General features: G+C 42.4%; 16 protein-coding genes. 5 read left to right on the top strand and 11 right to left on the bottom strand.

What is annotated here, in order from left to right; all coding sequences use genetic code 11:
* Positions 1 to 41 precede the first annotated feature (41 nt).
* Complete coding sequence (gene mutM / locus M1D72_RS21050) at positions 42 to 851, top strand: bifunctional DNA-formamidopyrimidine glycosylase/DNA-(apurinic or apyrimidinic site) lyase (protein WP_456296423.1); 810 nt, start codon at positions 42 to 44, stop codon at positions 849 to 851.
* Positions 852 to 860: 9 nt separating this feature from the next.
* On the opposite strand, the gene M1D72_RS21045 is transcribed toward mutM, so the two are convergent.
* The 5 genes from M1D72_RS21045 to M1D72_RS21025 are packed head-to-tail and all read right to left on the bottom strand — an operon-like array spanning position 861 to position 5,167.
* A complete protein-coding gene (locus M1D72_RS21045) occupies positions 861 to 1,796 on the bottom strand; it encodes a glycosyl transferase family 90 (RefSeq protein ID WP_456296422.1) in 936 nt (311 codons plus the stop codon).
* Complete coding sequence (coaD, locus tag M1D72_RS21040) at positions 1,793 to 2,275, bottom strand: pantetheine-phosphate adenylyltransferase (protein ID WP_456296421.1); 483 nt, start codon at positions 2,273 to 2,275, stop codon at positions 1,793 to 1,795. The genes M1D72_RS21045 and coaD overlap by 4 nt, the downstream gene beginning before the upstream one ends.
* Positions 2,265 to 3,308 carry a glycosyltransferase family 4 protein gene (locus M1D72_RS21035; protein WP_456296420.1) on the bottom strand — a complete coding sequence of 348 codons (1,044 nt, stop codon included), beginning with the start codon at positions 3,306 to 3,308 and terminating at the stop codon, positions 2,265 to 2,267. The genes coaD and M1D72_RS21035 overlap by 11 nt, the downstream gene beginning before the upstream one ends.
* On the bottom strand, positions 3,305 to 4,093 hold the full coding sequence (locus M1D72_RS21030) for a glycosyltransferase family 2 protein (protein WP_456296419.1): 789 nt from the start codon (positions 4,091 to 4,093) through the stop codon (positions 3,305 to 3,307). The genes M1D72_RS21035 and M1D72_RS21030 overlap by 4 nt, the downstream gene beginning before the upstream one ends.
* 18 nt (positions 4,094 to 4,111) lie before the next feature.
* The gene (locus M1D72_RS21025; protein ID WP_456296418.1) at positions 4,112 to 5,167 is read right to left on the bottom strand and encodes a glycosyltransferase family 9 protein; all 1,056 of its coding nucleotides are present in this window, start codon (positions 5,165 to 5,167) and stop codon (positions 4,112 to 4,114) included.
* A gap of 147 nt (positions 5,168 to 5,314) precedes the next feature.
* Between M1D72_RS21025 and M1D72_RS21020 the strand changes: the two genes are divergently transcribed.
* On the top strand, positions 5,315 to 6,013 hold the full coding sequence (locus M1D72_RS21020) for a 3-deoxy-D-manno-octulosonic acid kinase (RefSeq protein WP_456297443.1): 699 nt from the start codon (positions 5,315 to 5,317) through the stop codon (positions 6,011 to 6,013).
* 354 nt (positions 6,014 to 6,367) lie between these two features.
* On the opposite strand, the gene waaA is transcribed toward M1D72_RS21020, so the two are convergent.
* From waaA to rfaD, 6 genes are all read right to left on the bottom strand, one after another.
* The gene (gene waaA, locus M1D72_RS21015) at positions 6,368 to 7,624 is read right to left on the bottom strand and encodes a lipid IV(A) 3-deoxy-D-manno-octulosonic acid transferase (protein WP_456297442.1); all 1,257 of its coding nucleotides are present in this window, start codon (positions 7,622 to 7,624) and stop codon (positions 6,368 to 6,370) included.
* 8 nt (positions 7,625 to 7,632) lie between these two features.
* Positions 7,633 to 8,673 (bottom strand): lipopolysaccharide heptosyltransferase II, encoded by a 1,041-nt coding sequence (waaF, locus tag M1D72_RS21010; RefSeq protein ID WP_456296417.1) that lies wholly within the window; start codon positions 8,671 to 8,673, stop codon positions 7,633 to 7,635.
* On the bottom strand, positions 8,670 to 9,947 hold the full coding sequence (locus tag M1D72_RS21005; RefSeq protein ID WP_456296416.1) for an O-antigen ligase family protein: 1,278 nt from the start codon (positions 9,945 to 9,947) through the stop codon (positions 8,670 to 8,672). The genes waaF and M1D72_RS21005 overlap by 4 nt, the downstream gene beginning before the upstream one ends.
* Before the next feature lie 147 nt (positions 9,948 to 10,094).
* Complete coding sequence (gene lpxM, locus M1D72_RS21000) at positions 10,095 to 11,075, bottom strand: lauroyl-Kdo(2)-lipid IV(A) myristoyltransferase (protein WP_456296415.1); 981 nt, start codon at positions 11,073 to 11,075, stop codon at positions 10,095 to 10,097.
* Positions 11,076 to 11,288: 213 nt separating this feature from the next.
* Positions 11,289 to 12,455 carry a nucleotide sugar dehydrogenase gene (locus M1D72_RS20995; protein ID WP_390194510.1) on the bottom strand — a complete coding sequence of 389 codons (1,167 nt, stop codon included), beginning with the start codon at positions 12,453 to 12,455 and terminating at the stop codon, positions 11,289 to 11,291.
* 337 nt (positions 12,456 to 12,792) lie between these two features.
* Positions 12,793 to 13,734, bottom strand: a complete 942-nt coding sequence (gene rfaD, locus M1D72_RS20990) for an ADP-glyceromanno-heptose 6-epimerase (protein ID WP_456296414.1) — start codon at positions 13,732 to 13,734, stop codon at positions 12,793 to 12,795.
* Positions 13,735 to 13,974: 240 nt separating this feature from the next.
* On the opposite strand from rfaD, the gene M1D72_RS20985 reads away from it, so the two are divergent.
* The 3 genes from M1D72_RS20985 to M1D72_RS20975 are packed head-to-tail and all read left to right on the top strand — an operon-like array spanning position 13,975 to position 16,478.
* Complete coding sequence (locus M1D72_RS20985) at positions 13,975 to 14,724, top strand: SDR family NAD(P)-dependent oxidoreductase (protein ID WP_456296413.1); 750 nt, start codon at positions 13,975 to 13,977, stop codon at positions 14,722 to 14,724.
* Positions 14,725 to 14,740: 16 nt separating this feature from the next.
* On the top strand, positions 14,741 to 15,559 hold the full coding sequence (locus tag M1D72_RS20980) for an SMP-30/gluconolactonase/LRE family protein (RefSeq protein ID WP_456296412.1): 819 nt from the start codon (positions 14,741 to 14,743) through the stop codon (positions 15,557 to 15,559).
* Entirely contained in the window at positions 15,549 to 16,478 is a 930-nt protein-coding gene (locus tag M1D72_RS20975) for a glycosyltransferase (RefSeq protein ID WP_456296411.1), read from the top strand. The genes M1D72_RS20980 and M1D72_RS20975 overlap by 11 nt, the downstream gene beginning before the upstream one ends.
* Positions 16,479 to 16,480: the final 2 nt, after the last annotated feature.

The following is a 16,480-nucleotide window of genomic DNA, read 5'->3' as shown; positions in this document are numbered from 1 at the left end:
TGGTATGCTAAATACCTCCGTCGAATCAGTTAGTGAGCATCATGCCTGAATTACCAGAAGTTGAAGTCAGCCGTATGGGGATTTCTCCTCATCTTATTGGCCAATCCATTGAATCTATTACGTGGCGTACACCAAAGTTACGTTGGCTGATTCCTGAAGAACTTCGCCAACTCAGTGGGCAAGTTATTCGTGGTATCTCTCGCCGAGCGAAATATTTGTTGATTGAAACAGACAAAGGTTGTGCGATTGTTCATTTGGGGATGTCTGGCTCCCTACGAGTGCTTGATGCAGCGCTACCTGCGGGTAAACACGATCACGTGGATCTGACATTAAGTAACGGAAAAGTTTTACGTTACAACGATCCACGTCGTTTTGGTGCGTGGTTGTGGTGCGATGTAGACAAGCAGCATAGCGTATTTGCCAAATTAGGCCCGGAACCGTTAACGGATGACTTTTCGGTGCAAACGTTTATCGAACGCGCAAAAAACAAGCGTGTGGCGGTAAAGTCTTTCATTATGGACAACCATATAGTGGTGGGCGTGGGCAATATTTACGCCAACGAAGCGTTATTCAGTGCGGGGATTGATCCAAGACGTCCTGCTAATCAAGTTAAAGCGAGTGAATGGACGCTGCTCGTGACAGAAATTAAAGCCGTATTGGCAAAGGCAATTCAGCAGGGTGGCACTACTTTAAAAGATTTTGCGCAGGCCGATGGCAAGCCCGGCTATTTTGCTCAAGAGTTACAAGTTTACGGTAAGGCGGGCAAACCATGCCCACAATGTGGAACTTTAATTGAAGAGATGAAGATCGGCCAACGAAATACATTTTTTTGTTCGCATTGCCAATCTTAATTGGGGTCGTTAAACGCCTGACTGGCCGGATAGTTTAAAATATTTCTTGGCAACAAGAAGACTGATTAGTTTTTCTTGTTTTGGGTCGAGAAACTGTTCAACCCACGCTTGAGCATTTTTAATGATTTTCTCCGCTTCTTGAGGGTTGGCTAAATAATAGTCCATTTTTTCAATGAGGTCTGAAAAGTCATCTTTGATTTCGACATAATGGACTCCAGCTTCAAGTCTTCCCTCCATAAACCAAGTTTCGTACCTTAGCTTCGGCGTTATACATAATGAGTTTGATGACATGATCCACTTGAGGTTAGTCGCCACATCTTTGCCTTCGAGGCTTAATATAAACTTATACTGGAGTTGCTCTTCAATACTCATTCTCGGAACAACAAATTCTGGTTGTTCACCCTTCTTTGTATCTGTTCGGCCAACGTTACACCTTGGATGGTGAAAATACTTATCAAGTAGTAAACGGCGATTAGGGCGAAAGCCCGTTCCTCGCCATACGACGTCGTCTTTTTTATTTCGATAATCAAGAGTATCGTTGGCAAATTGGTAATGGCGAATAGCATTGAGTTTTAAAAGTACCGAGTTACTGTTGTCCTCGTTGATTGGTCGACTTTTGACAAAGCTTGGATGTTTAGGGACTTCGATAACATCGCCATTGATATAATGAAATTGCTTCTCGGGTGAAAAGCACTTTACGACTTTATATAAATCGAAATAGTAGGTACTGCCTCCTGTTTGCTTAAATGAGGCGATTTTCGTTGACGTTTGAGAATCAAGAGAACATGGTTGATTCAACTTACAGTAATAGTTGACTCGGTCCTGAAGCTCAATTTTTTGTTGTTCTGGCAAGTCTGCAAGCTGCTTGTTTCCATACCAACGCATTAAAAATTTCGGGAGAAGGGTGATAAACCCATGATATAGGTAATAGCGCGCTTTGATCATACGTCGACTTTTTTCTTTACCGCATCACTGATGACTTGAGGAACAAAATTACTAATATCGCCACCATGGATGGCGACTTCGCGCACGATAGTGGAAGAAAGAAATGCATACTCTTCAGCAGGGGTAAGGAAGATGCTTTCAAGACCCGGAAGGAGGCGGCGATACATATTGGTTAACCCAAACTCATATTCAAAATCAACCGTGGTTCTTAGGCCGCGAACCAATAGGTTGGCTTTTTCATCACGAGCAAAATCAACCAGCAGTCCACTAAAACCTTTGGTAGACACATTAGGCAATTGCTTCGTTGCTCGCTGAGCAAGTTCAACCCGCTCTTCAAGAGTAAACATGGTGTTTTTCGACGGGCTTGCTGCTACCGCAATCACGACCTCATCAAACATATGAGCTGCGCGTTGAATAATGTCTAGATGCCCATTGGTTAATGGGTCAAATGTTCCGGGATAAATGACTTTATTGGTCATGTGCGACTCGAACCTTCTGATAAATCTCTTGATAAAGCAAAGCAGTATGTTTGATATCAAACGCTCTTAGTTTTTGTTGTGCCCCATCAATGAGTGACGCTCTTAGCTCTGAATGGGTTTGAACTTCAGTGATGGCGTTTGCAAGCCCTTGAGCATCTCCAGGAGTGATAAGTAACCCGGAAACTCGATCTTCAATAATATCGGGTATGCCACCTGCGTTACTACCAATAGCGGGTAAGCCTGCCTGCAACCCTTCCAGAATCACAGAGCCCAATCCTTCAGTATAGGAAGGATGAACCATTAAATCAGCGGCTTCAAACCAGCAACCCATATTACTTTGCTTTCCCATAAAGCTGACATTGCGTAGCCCATTGGCTTGGGCCTCTAAGATTGCTCTTTCTTTGCCATCACCTAACAGCGCAAAATGAATATTAGGATGACTAGCTTCAAGTTGTCGGGCTGCTTCGATCGTCACATTAAAGCCTTTGTGTTTTAACATGTTTGCTGCATGAATCACTAAAAATTTATTGGCAAACTGTGAGCGAATTTGCGCTACTTGAGAGTCATCTACAAGGTAACTGACCGGGGAGCTAGGAATTTTATAAGTTGTCAGGTTTGGGTATGCGGAAGCAATACAGTTGACGATCTCTGTACTTAAGCCGACGGCAGCCTTGGCATTTCGGTAGGCGATATTAGCTAACCATTTCTTTTTCAATGGGTTATCGATTCTACGAGTGACAATATATGGCACGCCAAACAACTTATATTGCAATAGAGCCCAATAGATAGCTCTTCCTTCATGCACATGAATCAAATCGCACCCTTGTGTGACGGCGTGTCGATGCGCTTGAAAATAAGTTTTTGCCAGTATCAGTCTACAGCCTAATCCGCGAATCGCTTCGGCAAATGGGCTTTTGGGGTTAGCAACAACCGTCAACTGATAGCCCATCGCGACTTGCTGTTTAATTAACTGCAGGGTTTGGTTTTCACCACCATGGTAACCGGACGCTAAATTTACATGACAAATGTTCATTTTTTTTCAGTCTTTTTTTGTTTGTTCACGTACTCTCTCAGCCACAAGTCAGCGTAGCGGGTAAAAGTGGTATTGGCACTAAGAATCGCAAGCAGCAACCCATGGCGACCGTCGAGAAAACCGCGTTTGACAATATACATTTTTAGAAAGCGGAATAACCCGTGTAGCATGGCACTTGTGAGTGAGGCTGACTTTTTGCCTTCACGTTGATCCGCCCAAGCTTGCATATACTGCTGAGTTTTACGTGTGTACTCGTTAAGTTGCTCATAAGTAAAATGTTTCAATCGCCCTCGTAGAGAAATAACCTCAAATCCCTTAGGGATTACCACACTTTCGTGAACGAGCCCGTCGTTGTATTGAGTCTCTTGGGTTCTGAATAAGCGAACAACCCAATCCGGTGACCATCCTGAGTGGTTAATTTGTTTACCAAAGGCCGTCGTCAACCGATTGATTCTGTAAACGTGTTGTGGACGATGTGAAGCGATAGCGGTTTGAATACTGTTTTTTAATTCTGGTGTTACTCGCTCATCGGCATCCAACCAAAGAACAAATTCAGACTGTACGTAGCTTTGTGCTAGTTGACGTTGCTTGCCAAACCCTGGCCAATCAGTATTGGTATAAAATTTATCCGTAAACTGGCGCGCGATTTCTTCCGTTGCATCATTGCTGCCAGAATCAAGAATGACAATTTCATCGACCCATTCGTAGACACTTTCTAAACAGGCCTGGAGGTGTTTTGCTTCATTTTTGACAATTAAGGCAACGGCTAAAGTCGGTTTATTCAATGGTGATATTTCCATTCATTAATTGGAACAAAATTGTTGAATCGCTTTATCCAGCATTGCGATCACATCTTGTGACTGAATGCGCTGCATAGCATGTTTATCTTGGACACGTGTACGCCAATCTAGCTGTTCAACCGGTTTGCTGTGTTCGGCTTCAATGGCTTCTTGATAAGCGGATACTACGTAGTCGCGATATTGATATGGGCAGGTTCGATCTGGGTTATGATGTGCATACAAGCCAATCACTGGTGTATTCATGGCATTCGCCATGTGAGCCGGCCCTGTATCTGGCGCGATAACTAAACTCGCGGCATCAAGTAATGCTAGCATCTGTTTAATACTGCTTTTGCCCACTAAGTTGAGTACGGGTGTGGTTAATTGGCGCTCAATGTTACTGGCTAAGTCGAGTTCGATTTGAGCTGGGCTGCCTGCCAAAATAACGCGAAAGCCTTGGCTTTGGGCGTATTCAATGACCTCGACGTAGCCTGTAGACGTCCAGTTTTTGTAGGCTTTACTTGCCGCCGGCACCACAACCAAATTGCGTTGCTCATGGCTTAAATGCTGCTGTGCCCACGCATTATCATCATCACTGTAGGGAATAGACCAAGTTGGCGTCATATCCGAGACCCCCAGAGTTCGGCCAAAGGCCAGTAAACCATCCAATACATGGGGCTCGGCAGGAGAAGGCACTTTTATATTGGTAAACCAGGTTTGAAAGTCTTGGCTGCGCTTCGCATCAAAGCCAAGCTTGTAACGTGCTTTAATACCCAATGTTGCGATGCTCGCTCTAAGGGCATACTGCATATGTAAAAGTGCATCAAACCGGCGGTTGGCTAACTGTTTCCAAAGTTGGCGATAAGCTTTAAAGCCCTGTTTTTTATCAAACACGATCACTTCTATCCCGGGCAAATCCTCGATCAGTTTGGCTTCGAGTTTTCCAGTAATCCAAGTAATCGACGTAGAAGGCCAAGCACGTTGAATCGCTTGCACGGCCGCCACCGTATTACAAACATCTCCAATCGCGGAGAGTCGAAGAACGCAAAGTGAATTTGGTGCAGTTGTAAACAGAGCCATTACAATTTTTTCGGTAACAAAAATTACCAGCGATTATGCAGACCGACCGCGAAAATGTAAAATGGACATCGCTTTTTTGAGCACTGTATGCAAGGCTTGGACGCAGATTATGACAGTATTCCGCAAACCTTTTACGATTTGGGTACGATGAAGACATTAAAACAAACAAATCAAGTTATTTGGTATAACGACACTTTACTTAAAGAGCCGCCGAGTAAATGTTTTGACCCTGCATTTTGGCAGCAAAATGGAAAAGTGATTGGTAGCGCTCAAGGGCGAGGAACAACTTGGTTTGTGCAAACCGAGACCCTACCCGCAGCCTTACGTCATTATCGTCGTGGGGGGCTATTTGGTAAGCTGGTGAGTGATCAATACGGGTTTCAATCGTGGCAAAAGACACGGAGTTATCAGGAATACCAACTGTTAGAGTGGCTAGCAAGTCAAGGCGTGAACGTGCCTAGGCCGATTGCTGCCAGAGCTGTGCGCAGCGGGTTAATTTACCGAGCCGATATTCTAAGTGAAAAAGTAGCCAATGCTCGTGATTTAGTGGACATTCTTCAGCAAGCGCCTCTATCTGTAGAAACGTATCAAGCTATTGGGCAGCAAATTCGTAAAATGCATGATGCTCAGGTCAACCATACCGATCTCAACATTCATAATATCTTACTCGATGATCAGCAACGTGTATGGATTATTGATTTTGATAAGTGCTATCAGCAAGAGGGAGAAAATTGGAAGGCCTCCAATTGGTCGCGTTTAAAGCGCTCGTTCATCAAAGAGAAAGCCAAGCGTGGTATCCATTGGAATGAAAACGATTGGAAGGCACTGTTTTCGGCATCGATGTAAATCGGCGATTCAACGCTTTATCAAATAACCCAAGTAGAGATTCTGAATCTGTGCTTCGCTGGTTCAGAATGACGCAAAGTGTAGTGCTAAGAACGTCTGTTGGCACCATCTTGGCTTCGATGATTTCATACGTCATCGTTGATTTATGACTTCCGAAACATTCTGGATCTTATGACTTCGAGACATCCCTGATTTTATACCTTAATGCATGCCCTGAACTCGACAACTCCATTCGTCATCCCTGAACTGACAACTCCAGACGTCATCCTGAACTTGATTCAGGATCTCTTCGAAAAGCTTATGAGAAACCGTAACGCCATCGGTCCAGAGTGACAAACAAGCCAATTCAGTCGCTTAAAGCCACTCCAACGTGCGTTGTAATGCCCCCGAGTTACGCTCCATAAACTGCTTCGTCTTTGCAATGATATCGTCTTGGGGCTCGGCCAACTGCGTTTCCAGCGCCAAAGCTAACTCATTGGCATTATTGATAACCGACACGACTCCAAGCTCAAGGAGCTCCTCGGTGATTTGCTTAAAGTTATAGTAGCTGGGGCCTGTAATCGACGGCATATTGATTGCTGTCGGTTCAAGTAAGTTGTGCCCACCCACTTTATCGCCAAGCAAACTTCCCCCCATAAAGCATACATCGGCGGCACCAAGCAGGAGGAGCATCTCTCCCATCGTATCCCCAAGATACACTTGGCAATCGGAGTTTATGTCGTGAGCTCCATTTTGTGTTCGACGTTGAGTATTGAAGCCTTGAGTTACGCAGAGCTGATACATCGCATCAAAACGCTCTGGGTGCCTGGGTACCAAAATCAGCAGTGTCTCGGGGTGGTGCTTTAATAGTGCTTGATGCGCTTCAAGAACTTGCTCGTCCTCGCCCTTATGAGTACTCGCGGCTATCCATACTGATCGCTTGACGCCTAATTGCTGGCGTAATTGCTGGCTTTGTTGGCGAACTTGATCAGGAACTTGAATATCAAACTTAATAGAACCTGTCGCATGCAGTTTGTTGGGTTCTACGCCAAGCTGAGCAAAGCGGTCAGCATCAGCTTGGCTTTGACATAAAATCTGAGTCAGTGAAGGATGCACCAAATTAAAGACTGGCTGAATGCGCTGATAATTTTGTCGGGATTTCTCTGATAAACGTGCGTTAACGACGGTAATCGGAACGCCCGACTTAGCAACACAATATAGCGTGTTAGGCCACAGCTCAGTTTCTATAATCACCATTTTCTTTGGCTTCACTGCTTTAAGAAACCCGCGGACAGCGAAGCAGAAATCAATCGGCATATAACGATGTTCTACTAAGTCGCCGAGCTTTTCGACTTGCTCAGCGCCCGTGGACGTTGTGGTTGTGACCACAATCGGTAAACTTGGGTTGCGCTGCTTCAGTGCTTTGAGTAATGGCGTTGCGGCAATCACTTCTCCAACCGAAACCGCGTGAACCCACAGTGGACGCTGTGATGTAATTTCCGGTGTGAGACCAAAATGTTCTTTCCAGCGTTTACCAATGCTGGGCTTGCCCGGCTTCTTCTTATACAAGGACATTAGCAACAAGGGAGAAGCTAGGAGTAAGACTAGAGTGTAGAGCAGCCGAACAATCAACATAACAGTTAAATAATACGATCCATTTTTTGAATGCCATTAATCACTTGTTGGGGAGAGAGTTCGGTTAAACATTTTAGATGCTTAAATCGACACTCTCGCTGAAAGCAAGGACGGCACTCGATGTCGGTATGAACGATTTCCACTTTCTCGGCCAATGGTGGAGTGTATTTAGGCGATGTCGAGCCGTACACTGCGACAACATTGCACCCAACGGCTGCGGCGACGTGCATGAGCCCAGAGTCGTTACTCACTACGGTGGAGCAGGCAGCCAGTAAGTCGACCGCCTCAATTAGAGAGGTCTGCCCAGCGAGTACGTGGATGTTCTCTTGGCCTTCTAATGACACTTTTGATTTGATCGACTGACACGTTTCAACATCTTTTTGTGAGCCAAACAGCCAGACTTGTTTGCCATTGTTGACCGCAAACTGGGCCACTTCAGCGTAGTGAGCCTCTGGCCACTTTTTCGCAGGGCCAAACTCGGCACCAGGACACAGCCCGATAGCGTCAACTTCTGAAGACAGTTGAAATTTTTCTAATGTTTTTTGCTGTACTGGGATATCAATCGTCAGTTTTGGTTTCGGTAGAGTGTGTATACCACCCAAAGACTGTGAACTTTCCATTTCAGTACGTGAATGAGCAAGAGCAACATAACGCTCAACCATATATTGAAAGGCTTTTTTATTTGGACGCAGGTCATTGAGTAGAATGTACCGACTTTCTCCTTTCCAGCCCGTTCTTGTTGGAATATTCGCGAACCAAGGTATCAGCGCTGATTTCGCTGAGTTGGGCAGTATGTACGCATGGTCGTATTGGTTACGTAGCGACATGCCGATTTTACGCCGCCCCCATAAATTAAACTCACCGTGGCCGATAGGCATTTCTAGTGCTTTATTGACTTCCGGCATACGCTCAAGAATAGGCTTACACCAAGCAGGGGCGATCACATCGATGGTTGAATCTGGATGTTGCTGTTTGAGCGTAATATAAAGAGATTGAGACATCACCATATCGCCCACCCAAGATGGGCCGATAATCAATATTTTCACACTGCCTCCTGTTTATTAAGCTGCGACTTTTCTTCCAGACGAATGGCTAATGCCGATAAAATAACCAAACCAAATGAAAAGACCAATATGCCAGAATGATGGGCGAGATAATGTTGAGTTAAGCTAAACCCCATTACCATCAAAATATGCATGCAGCCCATCATACTTACCGCCTTCAGTTGTGAACTCTCTAGTTGGCATCCTACCTTCAGTTTGCGGTAGAAAAAACGCAGGGGAACAAGAAATAAAGCGAACAATGCGACAACACCGATGAGGCCTTTGGTTTGCAACTCCTCTAAATATTGGTTATGCGCCCGCGTAAAATTGAGAACACCACGAGTTACTAACCCTTGTTCTATCTGAGTTTGCTTTTCAGCCGGCACACCGTCATGCCCAACGCCAAACAGTGGGTGCTCGATGCCAGTGTGCAGTGCTGATTTCCACATTTCGAGACGATAACCCGATGAGGTGTTGGCATTGTTATTGGTGTATTGCACTAAATCATGGATGACAGAATTAACTCTTGACTTAATTTGTGGGTAAGCTGTTGAGGATATTAAAAAAATAGCACACAAAGCAATCATTAGTTTTTTCTTGTTTAGACAGTGCCGATAGGCCCACAAACTCAGTACCATAATAAATGGTGTAAAGAGCCATGCGCCTCGAGCACCCGACAGAAGAGTCGCTAATAAAGCAAAAGCCGCGCCAAAGCCACAAATAATGGCATAGTGGCTTTTCTTTTCATGCACGTAATGCAAAAAACTGATTAGGCTAAGTGTGCCTAACCAAGCACAGATCCCGCCGATTTGGATCACCATGTAGCCGTAATCTGAAAATGCGCGTTTATCTAATCCAAAAGAAAAATAGATAGCGATAATACCACTGGCTATCGAACCGACAGCAATAGCGACCATGATGGTATTTAGCCGCGGAGGATATCGATATAACAAACCGAGAGTTAATGCTGCCAATAATGTACGGCTTGGCATATCAATCGTGCTAAATGGTTGTTGGTAAACAACCATTTCTAGCACATAGACAACAAAATAACCGCATAAAGCAAAGGTTATCAGCCTAATGTCCGAATTCACGAGATAAACACGCCACGTTTTTGCCACCATAACAATGGCTAAAAGACTCAATGTAATCGCAGCGAAACTGTAAGAGTTTGGCGTGACTGTCAGCGTGGCAAAAAATGCTGCACTAAGAAATGTGACCCAATGCGATAACGTAAGATCGCGAATAGAGTGGCCACGGAAGAAAGAAAAGCACATTTCAAAAATCTCCAGCTAGGCCAAAATTATCTGTAGTTGCTGACGCTTGAGCGTTAGGTCCAAATTGGATACAAGTAAACCCGTTAAGGCGTGCGGTAAGCCATCCTCATGCCGCCCCAACATTGGTAAGTTATCTGTCATCTATGGTTACTTCTTTAATTTTTGCTTCGCAAGCTTGTAGACATTACTGCCGTCTTGCTGAGTTTTGAGCAGTTTGAGAATCCACATATATTGTTCAGGGTATTGACCAGCCTGCTGCTCAATAAAGGCGTTCATTTTACGAGCATCTTGCTGTTCAGTTCCTGTCGGAAAATTCTCAAAATCTGGAAAAATTTCTACCACATATCGACCCGTTTTGGCATCGATCATTGAATAAACTGGGACAATGACCGCTTTACTGACTTTAGAAAGCTTACCTAAACCAGGCAATGTTGCCTTTGTGGTGGCAAAAAAATCGACAAAAATACTGTGTTCGGGGCCATGATCTTGGTCGGGGAGATAATACCCCAGATAGCCATCACGCACAGATTTGATAAACGGCTTCACACCGCCGCTACGCTCATAAACCCGGCCGCCATATTGAACGCGTTGGCGGTGCATGAGCCAATCCATCACTTCATTGCTCTGCTTTTTTGCCATCGCGGAAACGGGCATCCCTTTCGATGCCAAAAGTATGGCGGGGATATCAATGGCCCAAGTGTGCGGGACCAACAAAATGGCATTTTTCCCTTGCGATAGGACATTTTCTATATTCTCTAAGCCGCGAATATCACACTGTTGGGTTAACCAATGTTTGCTACGTAGAGTTAATAAGCTAAAGCCAGTAAGAAATACCCCTGCGGTGGTGAGCGTTTGCTTCAAAATCTCTTCGCGTTCTTGCTCGCTTTTTTCAGGAAAACATAATTCCAAGTTAACCCAAGCGGTAAGTGCTGTGCTCTTACGTTGCTTGGCTAACCAACCTGCAACTTTGGATGATAGCCAGTAGCGAAGGCGAATTGGTAACAAAGCGACAGGAATCAGTAAAATCAGCGTTAGCCACGTTCCCCAATATTTGGGGTTAAGAAAATGCCACTGAAACGTGGGATTATAGGCAAGAGGATCAAAATCATTTCGTTGGGAAGCAGACATAAATTACCAAAGCATAAAGGCTTGACGCCGTTATAAATGTCGAAGATATCAGGCAGAAAGTATAGCAGTGAATATTTAGGGTTAACAGCGTATACAAGGCGTGAAAGCGTAGGTTATGAGCTCAATATAACAATATTTGGGTAAAAAAATAGGTAAAGCTTTATTCAAGCTCTACCTATTGACTCTTCTAGTATTCAATGTGATGAGTAGTGATTAGTCACTACCGAACAAATCGCGAGTGTAAACTTTTTGTTCAACATCTTTGAGATCGGCGGTCATACGGTTAGAAACGATCACATCTGACTCTTGTTTGAATGCATCAAAATCGGTAATCACGCGAGAGTTAAAGAAGGTTTCTTCTTTTAACACTGGTTCATACACGATCACTTCAATGCCTTTGGCTTTAAGGCGTTTCATAATGCCTTGAATCGAAGAGGCGCGGAAGTTATCCGAGCCTGCTTTCATTATTAGGCGATAGATACCGACGACTTTCGGTTGTTTCTTAAGAATCGACTCGGCAATGAAGTCTTTACGGGTGGTGTTGGCATCAACAATGGCACCAATAATGTTATTGGGCACATTCTTGTAGTTAGCTAACAGCTGCTTAGTATCTTTGGGTAAGCAATAGCCGCCATAGCCAAATGATGGGTTGTTGTAATGGCTGCCAATTCGTGGGTCTAAACCAACGCCTTCAATGATTTGACGGCTATTCAAACCATGGGTTTCTGCGTATGAATCTAGCTCGTTAAAGTAGGCAACACGCAGGGCCAGATAGGTGTTAGAAAACAGCTTAACGGCTTCCGCTTCGGTTGAGTTAGTGAACAAAACCGCGATGTCTTCTTTTTTCGCGCCTTCAACTAATAAGCTAGCGAACTTCTCTGCACGCTCAGACTGCTCGCCGACGATAATACGTGACGGATACAAGTTATCATACAGAGCTTTCCCTTCGCGCAAGAATTCAGGCGAGAACATAATGTTGTCACTACCAAGCTCTTGTTTTACTTTTTCAGTGTAACCGACTGGAATAGTTGATTTAATCACCATTACTGCTTGTGGGTTAATCTCTTGTACTTGCTTGATTACCGCTTCAACAGAGGAGGTATTAAAGTAATTGGTTTGCGGATCGTAATCCGTTGGTGTCGCAATAATAACAAAATCAGCGTCTTGATAAGCAGCAACGGCATCTAATGTTGCCGTGAAATTCAAAGATTTATTGGCAAGAAAATCTTCAATTTCCGCATCGACTATCGGAGATTGCCCTTGATTTAGCATTGATACTTTTTCTTCAATAATATCAACCGCGACAACTTGGTGATGCTGGGCTAAAAGCATCGCATTGGATAGGCCGACATAGCCGGTACCTGCAACTGCTATTTTCAAAATAAAACTCCAATCTATTAAAAATTCTTATCAAAACGGGTAAGTGGTTGCCCTAATTTCTATCTATCTTTGATGGCTTTGCAATAGCCAAACAGCGTGAACATGAACCCAAAGATTGAGCATCAGCAATATCAACTGCAACTGTCGTCATCCTGAACTTGATTCAGGATCTCGACCGCCAACGCAGCCTCTATAATCCAGAATGACCAAACACAATTTGCAGTTGACGCTTCGCAACAACGTTATTAATCAAAGATAAACAACGAGCCAACCTCTTTTATATAATTTAACTCGATTTTATTCGAAGCTCGTGACTCGTTATTAAGAATGAGCGAGATTACTTATTGATAATCGCCATGTATTCTGCAACACCTTGAGCAACAGTTTTAAACGTATGTTGGCAGCCTGCCGCACGTAACTTAGTAAGATCCGCCTGTGTATACTCTTGGTAAGCCCCTTTCAGGTGATCTGGGAATGGGATGGTTTCGACTTGGCCTGTACCATGATGCTTAATCACTGCCTTGGCCACTTCATTAAATGATTCAGCATGACCTGTCCCTAAGTTAAAAATGCCAGATTGCGCATTTTCCATAAACCATAAGTTAACAGCGGCGACATCGCCTACGTAAACGAAATCACGTTTAAAGTCTTCACTACCAGCAAACAGTTTCGGGTTTTCCCCAGCATTCATTTGATTATTGAGGTGAAAGGCAACAGAGGCCATTGACCCTTTATGCTGCTCACGAGGACCGTAAACATTGAAGTAACGAAAGCCAGTAATTTGAGATAAGGTTTCGCCATGAGTTTTGGCATCTTCCCAAACGCGGCGTACGTAATTGTCAAACTGCTGTTTCGAGTAACCATACACATTAAGTGCGCCTTCATACTCTTTTTCTTCAATAAACGTCTCAGTTTCGCCATAAGTTGCCGCTGAAGAAGCATAAAGGAAAGGAATATCACGCTCTAAGCAGTAATGAAGCAACTCTTTTGAATACTCATAGTTATTGAGCATCATATACTTACCGTCCCATTCAGTGGTTGCTGAGCAAGCACCTTCGTGAAAAACCGCTTCAATGGGGCCAAAGTCATCACCCGCCATGACTTGGGTAAGGAAGTCATCACGGTCCATGTAGTCGGTGATATCAAGGTCTACCAAGTTTTGGAACTTTCTCCCATTTTTTAAGTGGTCGACTACGAGAATGTCATTGATACCTTTATCGTTAAGAGCCTTAACAATGTTGCTGCCAATCATGCCAGCGCCGCCGGTGACGATAATCATACGTATTCCTTTGAATTATTAGATCTGAGGCAAATATAACATGGCGCGAAGCATTCGCCATCACTAGTGTTTTACGATAGAATTTTAGCGGATTTTGTGCGTTACCTCTAGATAAGACAAGCATTTTGGGAGCTTCACCCAAGGGCGGTAGCGTAGATATAATTTGGCTTGGCTCGAATTATTTTTTATTAATAGTACCTGAGCTAGACTGTGAAATGATTCAGACGAGGAATAGATAATATGAATAGCAAATGGGTTCTAATTACAGGTGCACAAGGAGGGATCGGCTCAGCCATTGTTTCTGAATTTTCTGATAAAGGTTACCAAGTTATAGCTGCTGACATAGTAAAATGTGACAGAGATAAAAGGCCTAATGTAATCAACTATGAACTCGATCTTGAACTATTAGTTTCTGATGAAAAATATGCAGAAAATTTTCAGAAAAAAGTACATAAAATAACTCAGCCTGATGGTATTAGTTGCTTAATAAACAATGCTGCAGTGCAGATACTCGTTAACACAAGCCAAATAACTAGATCTGTTTGGAACAAAACGTTAAATACTAATTTACTTGCACCCTTCTTTCTATCTCAAATGTTTTACCAAGATTTAAAAGCTAATGACGGTGCAATTGTTAATATAAGCAGTATTCACGCAACTCAAACAAAAAAAGAGTTCGTAGCATATGCAACATCAAAAGCTGCATTAAGTGCTATGACGAGAAATATGGTTCTAGATATTGGGGACTCAGTTAGAATTAATGCTATTGAGCCTGCAGCAATAGCTACTAAAATGTTGAAAGCTGGCTTCTTCGGTAATGAGGAAAAATATAGAGAACTAGAACATTTTCATCCTATGAGAAGGATTGGGCTTCCTGAAGAAGTTGCTAGATTAGCCTTATTTTTGTGTTCCGATGATGCAGGTTTTATTCAAGGAGCCTGTATTAGCGCAAGTGGTGGAATTCAAAGCTGCTTGAGTGACCCAGCATAATAATAGGTATTACAAAATGGATTATAAAGTTATATCTAAGGAGCGCTCACTGTTAGGTGAAGGTGCCTATTATCATGATGAGAGTAAACGTTCATTTTGGGTAGACATAGATAGATCAAATATTCACCTTTATGAGTTTGAATCAGGCATTTCCAGAGTGATGTATGTCGGGGATAATCCAAGCAGTATAATTGATGTAGAAAATGAAACATTACTCTATATTGATAGATATGGAATAAATGAATTTGACTTAACTAGCGAAACGAGTCAAAGAATTTTTGAACACCCAAATCACGATCCAAGTAGGTTTAGGGCTAACGATGGTACCAAACTGAAAGACAATATATATATATATGGCACTATGTGCGATTATCCAGAAAGTGAAACAGGGAAAATTTATATTTATGATAAGTTTAAGCATGAAATTTATGACCTAGACCTTAATATACATATACCAAATTCTTTTGTCATACTTAATGATGAGGTTTTAATATCAGATTCATATAAAAAAATTGTTTACAAAGTGTTTGTTTCTAGTTTTCACATCTCAAATAAAACCATTTGGAAAGACTTCTCTAGTTATGATTTTACCCCAGATGGTGGTTGTGTTTCTAAATCTGGACTAATTTATCTGGCTCTGTGGGATGGTGGGAAAATAATTATTTTAGATTCAAATTCAGATTATATTTCTAGTATAAGTTTACCCTTTAAAAGACCTACAAATTGTAAGTTTACTCTCGATGGTCGACTTATGATAACATCGGCTTTAACTAATGAGGCTGCAAGTGGTTCAACGATTTTATTGCCTTTAGGAGGAATTATAGATGACTTCTGACTATAAAGAATTAGTTTCAGTTGTTATTAGAACTTATAACGAAGAAAGATATCTTGAAGAACTACTGTCGGCAATAAACAATCAAAAAAGCAAAAAATTTGAAATTGAAACTGTGATTATTGATTCAGGTTCTACTGATAGAACGTTGGATATTGCTAATAGGTTTGGATGTAGAATTACTAGTATTAAAAAAGAAGATTTTACATTTGGTAGATCATTGAATGATGGGTGTGATTTTTCATTAGGTAAATACTTTGTTTTTATAAGTGGGCACTGCATTCCTGCTCATGATCTTTGGATAGATAATTTAGTTTCTCCGCTATTAGAGGAGTGTGTATATACATATGGTAGGCAGCTAGGTCGAGATACTACTAAATTTAGTGAACGTCAGTTGTTTAATAAGTATTTTCCTAATGAATCAAGAATTCCTCAGGTTGGTTTTTTTTGTAATAACGCAAACGCGGCGATTAGAAGAGATGCTTGGCTTGCTCATCGTTTTAATGAAGAGTTAACTGGTTGTGAGGATATGTATTTGGCTCGACTCCTAGTCGATTCTGGAAAAAAAATCGGTTATGTTTCTAATGCTGAAGTGTATCATATTCATGATGAAACATGGGAGCAGGTTAAAATTCGTTATGAAAGAGAAGCCATCGCCTTACAGCATATTATGCCTCAAATTCATGTAAATATATTTGATACAATGAAGTTTATATTTGCTGGTATAGCGAAGGACTTTAATAAAGCTTTAAAAGAAAATGTTTTATTTAGAGAAATTAAGTCAATAATTTTTTTTAGGACTATGCAATATTGGGGAGGATATAAAGGAAACAAAAATCACAGAATAATTTCTCAAAAAATGAAATATAAATATTTTTATCCCAGAATCTCCGATATGAATGTAACTGATAAGGATAGATAAGA

The organism is Vibrio sp. AK197, assembly GCF_053903115.1.
The sequence above is the reverse complement of the archived record's forward strand: the minus strand, read 5'-3'. Positions and strand labels throughout refer to the sequence as shown.

Bases quoted from the DNA above. Each gene is read 5' to 3' on its own strand.
- rfaD (WP_456296414.1), bottom strand. From the start codon at position 13,734: ATGATTATCGTCACCGGCGGCGCTGGCATGATTGGCAGCAACATTGTT.
- M1D72_RS21045 (WP_456296422.1), bottom strand. From the start codon at position 1,796: ATGATCAAAGCGCGCTATTACCTATATCATGGGTTTATCACCCTTCTC.
- M1D72_RS21020 (WP_456297443.1), top strand. From the start codon at position 5,315: ATGAAGACATTAAAACAAACAAATCAAGTTATTTGGTATAACGACACT.
- M1D72_RS20980 (WP_456296412.1), top strand. From the start codon at position 14,741: ATGGATTATAAAGTTATATCTAAGGAGCGCTCACTGTTAGGTGAAGGT.
- M1D72_RS21005 (WP_456296416.1), bottom strand. From the start codon at position 9,947: ATGTGCTTTTCTTTCTTCCGTGGCCACTCTATTCGCGATCTTACGTTA.
- M1D72_RS21035 (WP_456296420.1), bottom strand. From the start codon at position 3,308: ATGAACATTTGTCATGTAAATTTAGCGTCCGGTTACCATGGTGGTGAA.
- coaD (WP_456296421.1), bottom strand. From the start codon at position 2,275: ATGACCAATAAAGTCATTTATCCCGGAACATTTGACCCATTAACCAAT.
- lpxM (WP_456296415.1), bottom strand. From the start codon at position 11,075: ATGTCTGCTTCCCAACGAAATGATTTTGATCCTCTTGCCTATAATCCC.
- M1D72_RS20975 (WP_456296411.1), top strand. From the start codon at position 15,549: ATGACTTCTGACTATAAAGAATTAGTTTCAGTTGTTATTAGAACTTAT.
- mutM (WP_456296423.1), top strand. From the start codon at position 42: ATGCCTGAATTACCAGAAGTTGAAGTCAGCCGTATGGGGATTTCTCCT.
- M1D72_RS21025 (WP_456296418.1), bottom strand. From the start codon at position 5,167: ATGGCTCTGTTTACAACTGCACCAAATTCACTTTGCGTTCTTCGACTC.
- M1D72_RS20985 (WP_456296413.1), top strand. From the start codon at position 13,975: ATGAATAGCAAATGGGTTCTAATTACAGGTGCACAAGGAGGGATCGGC.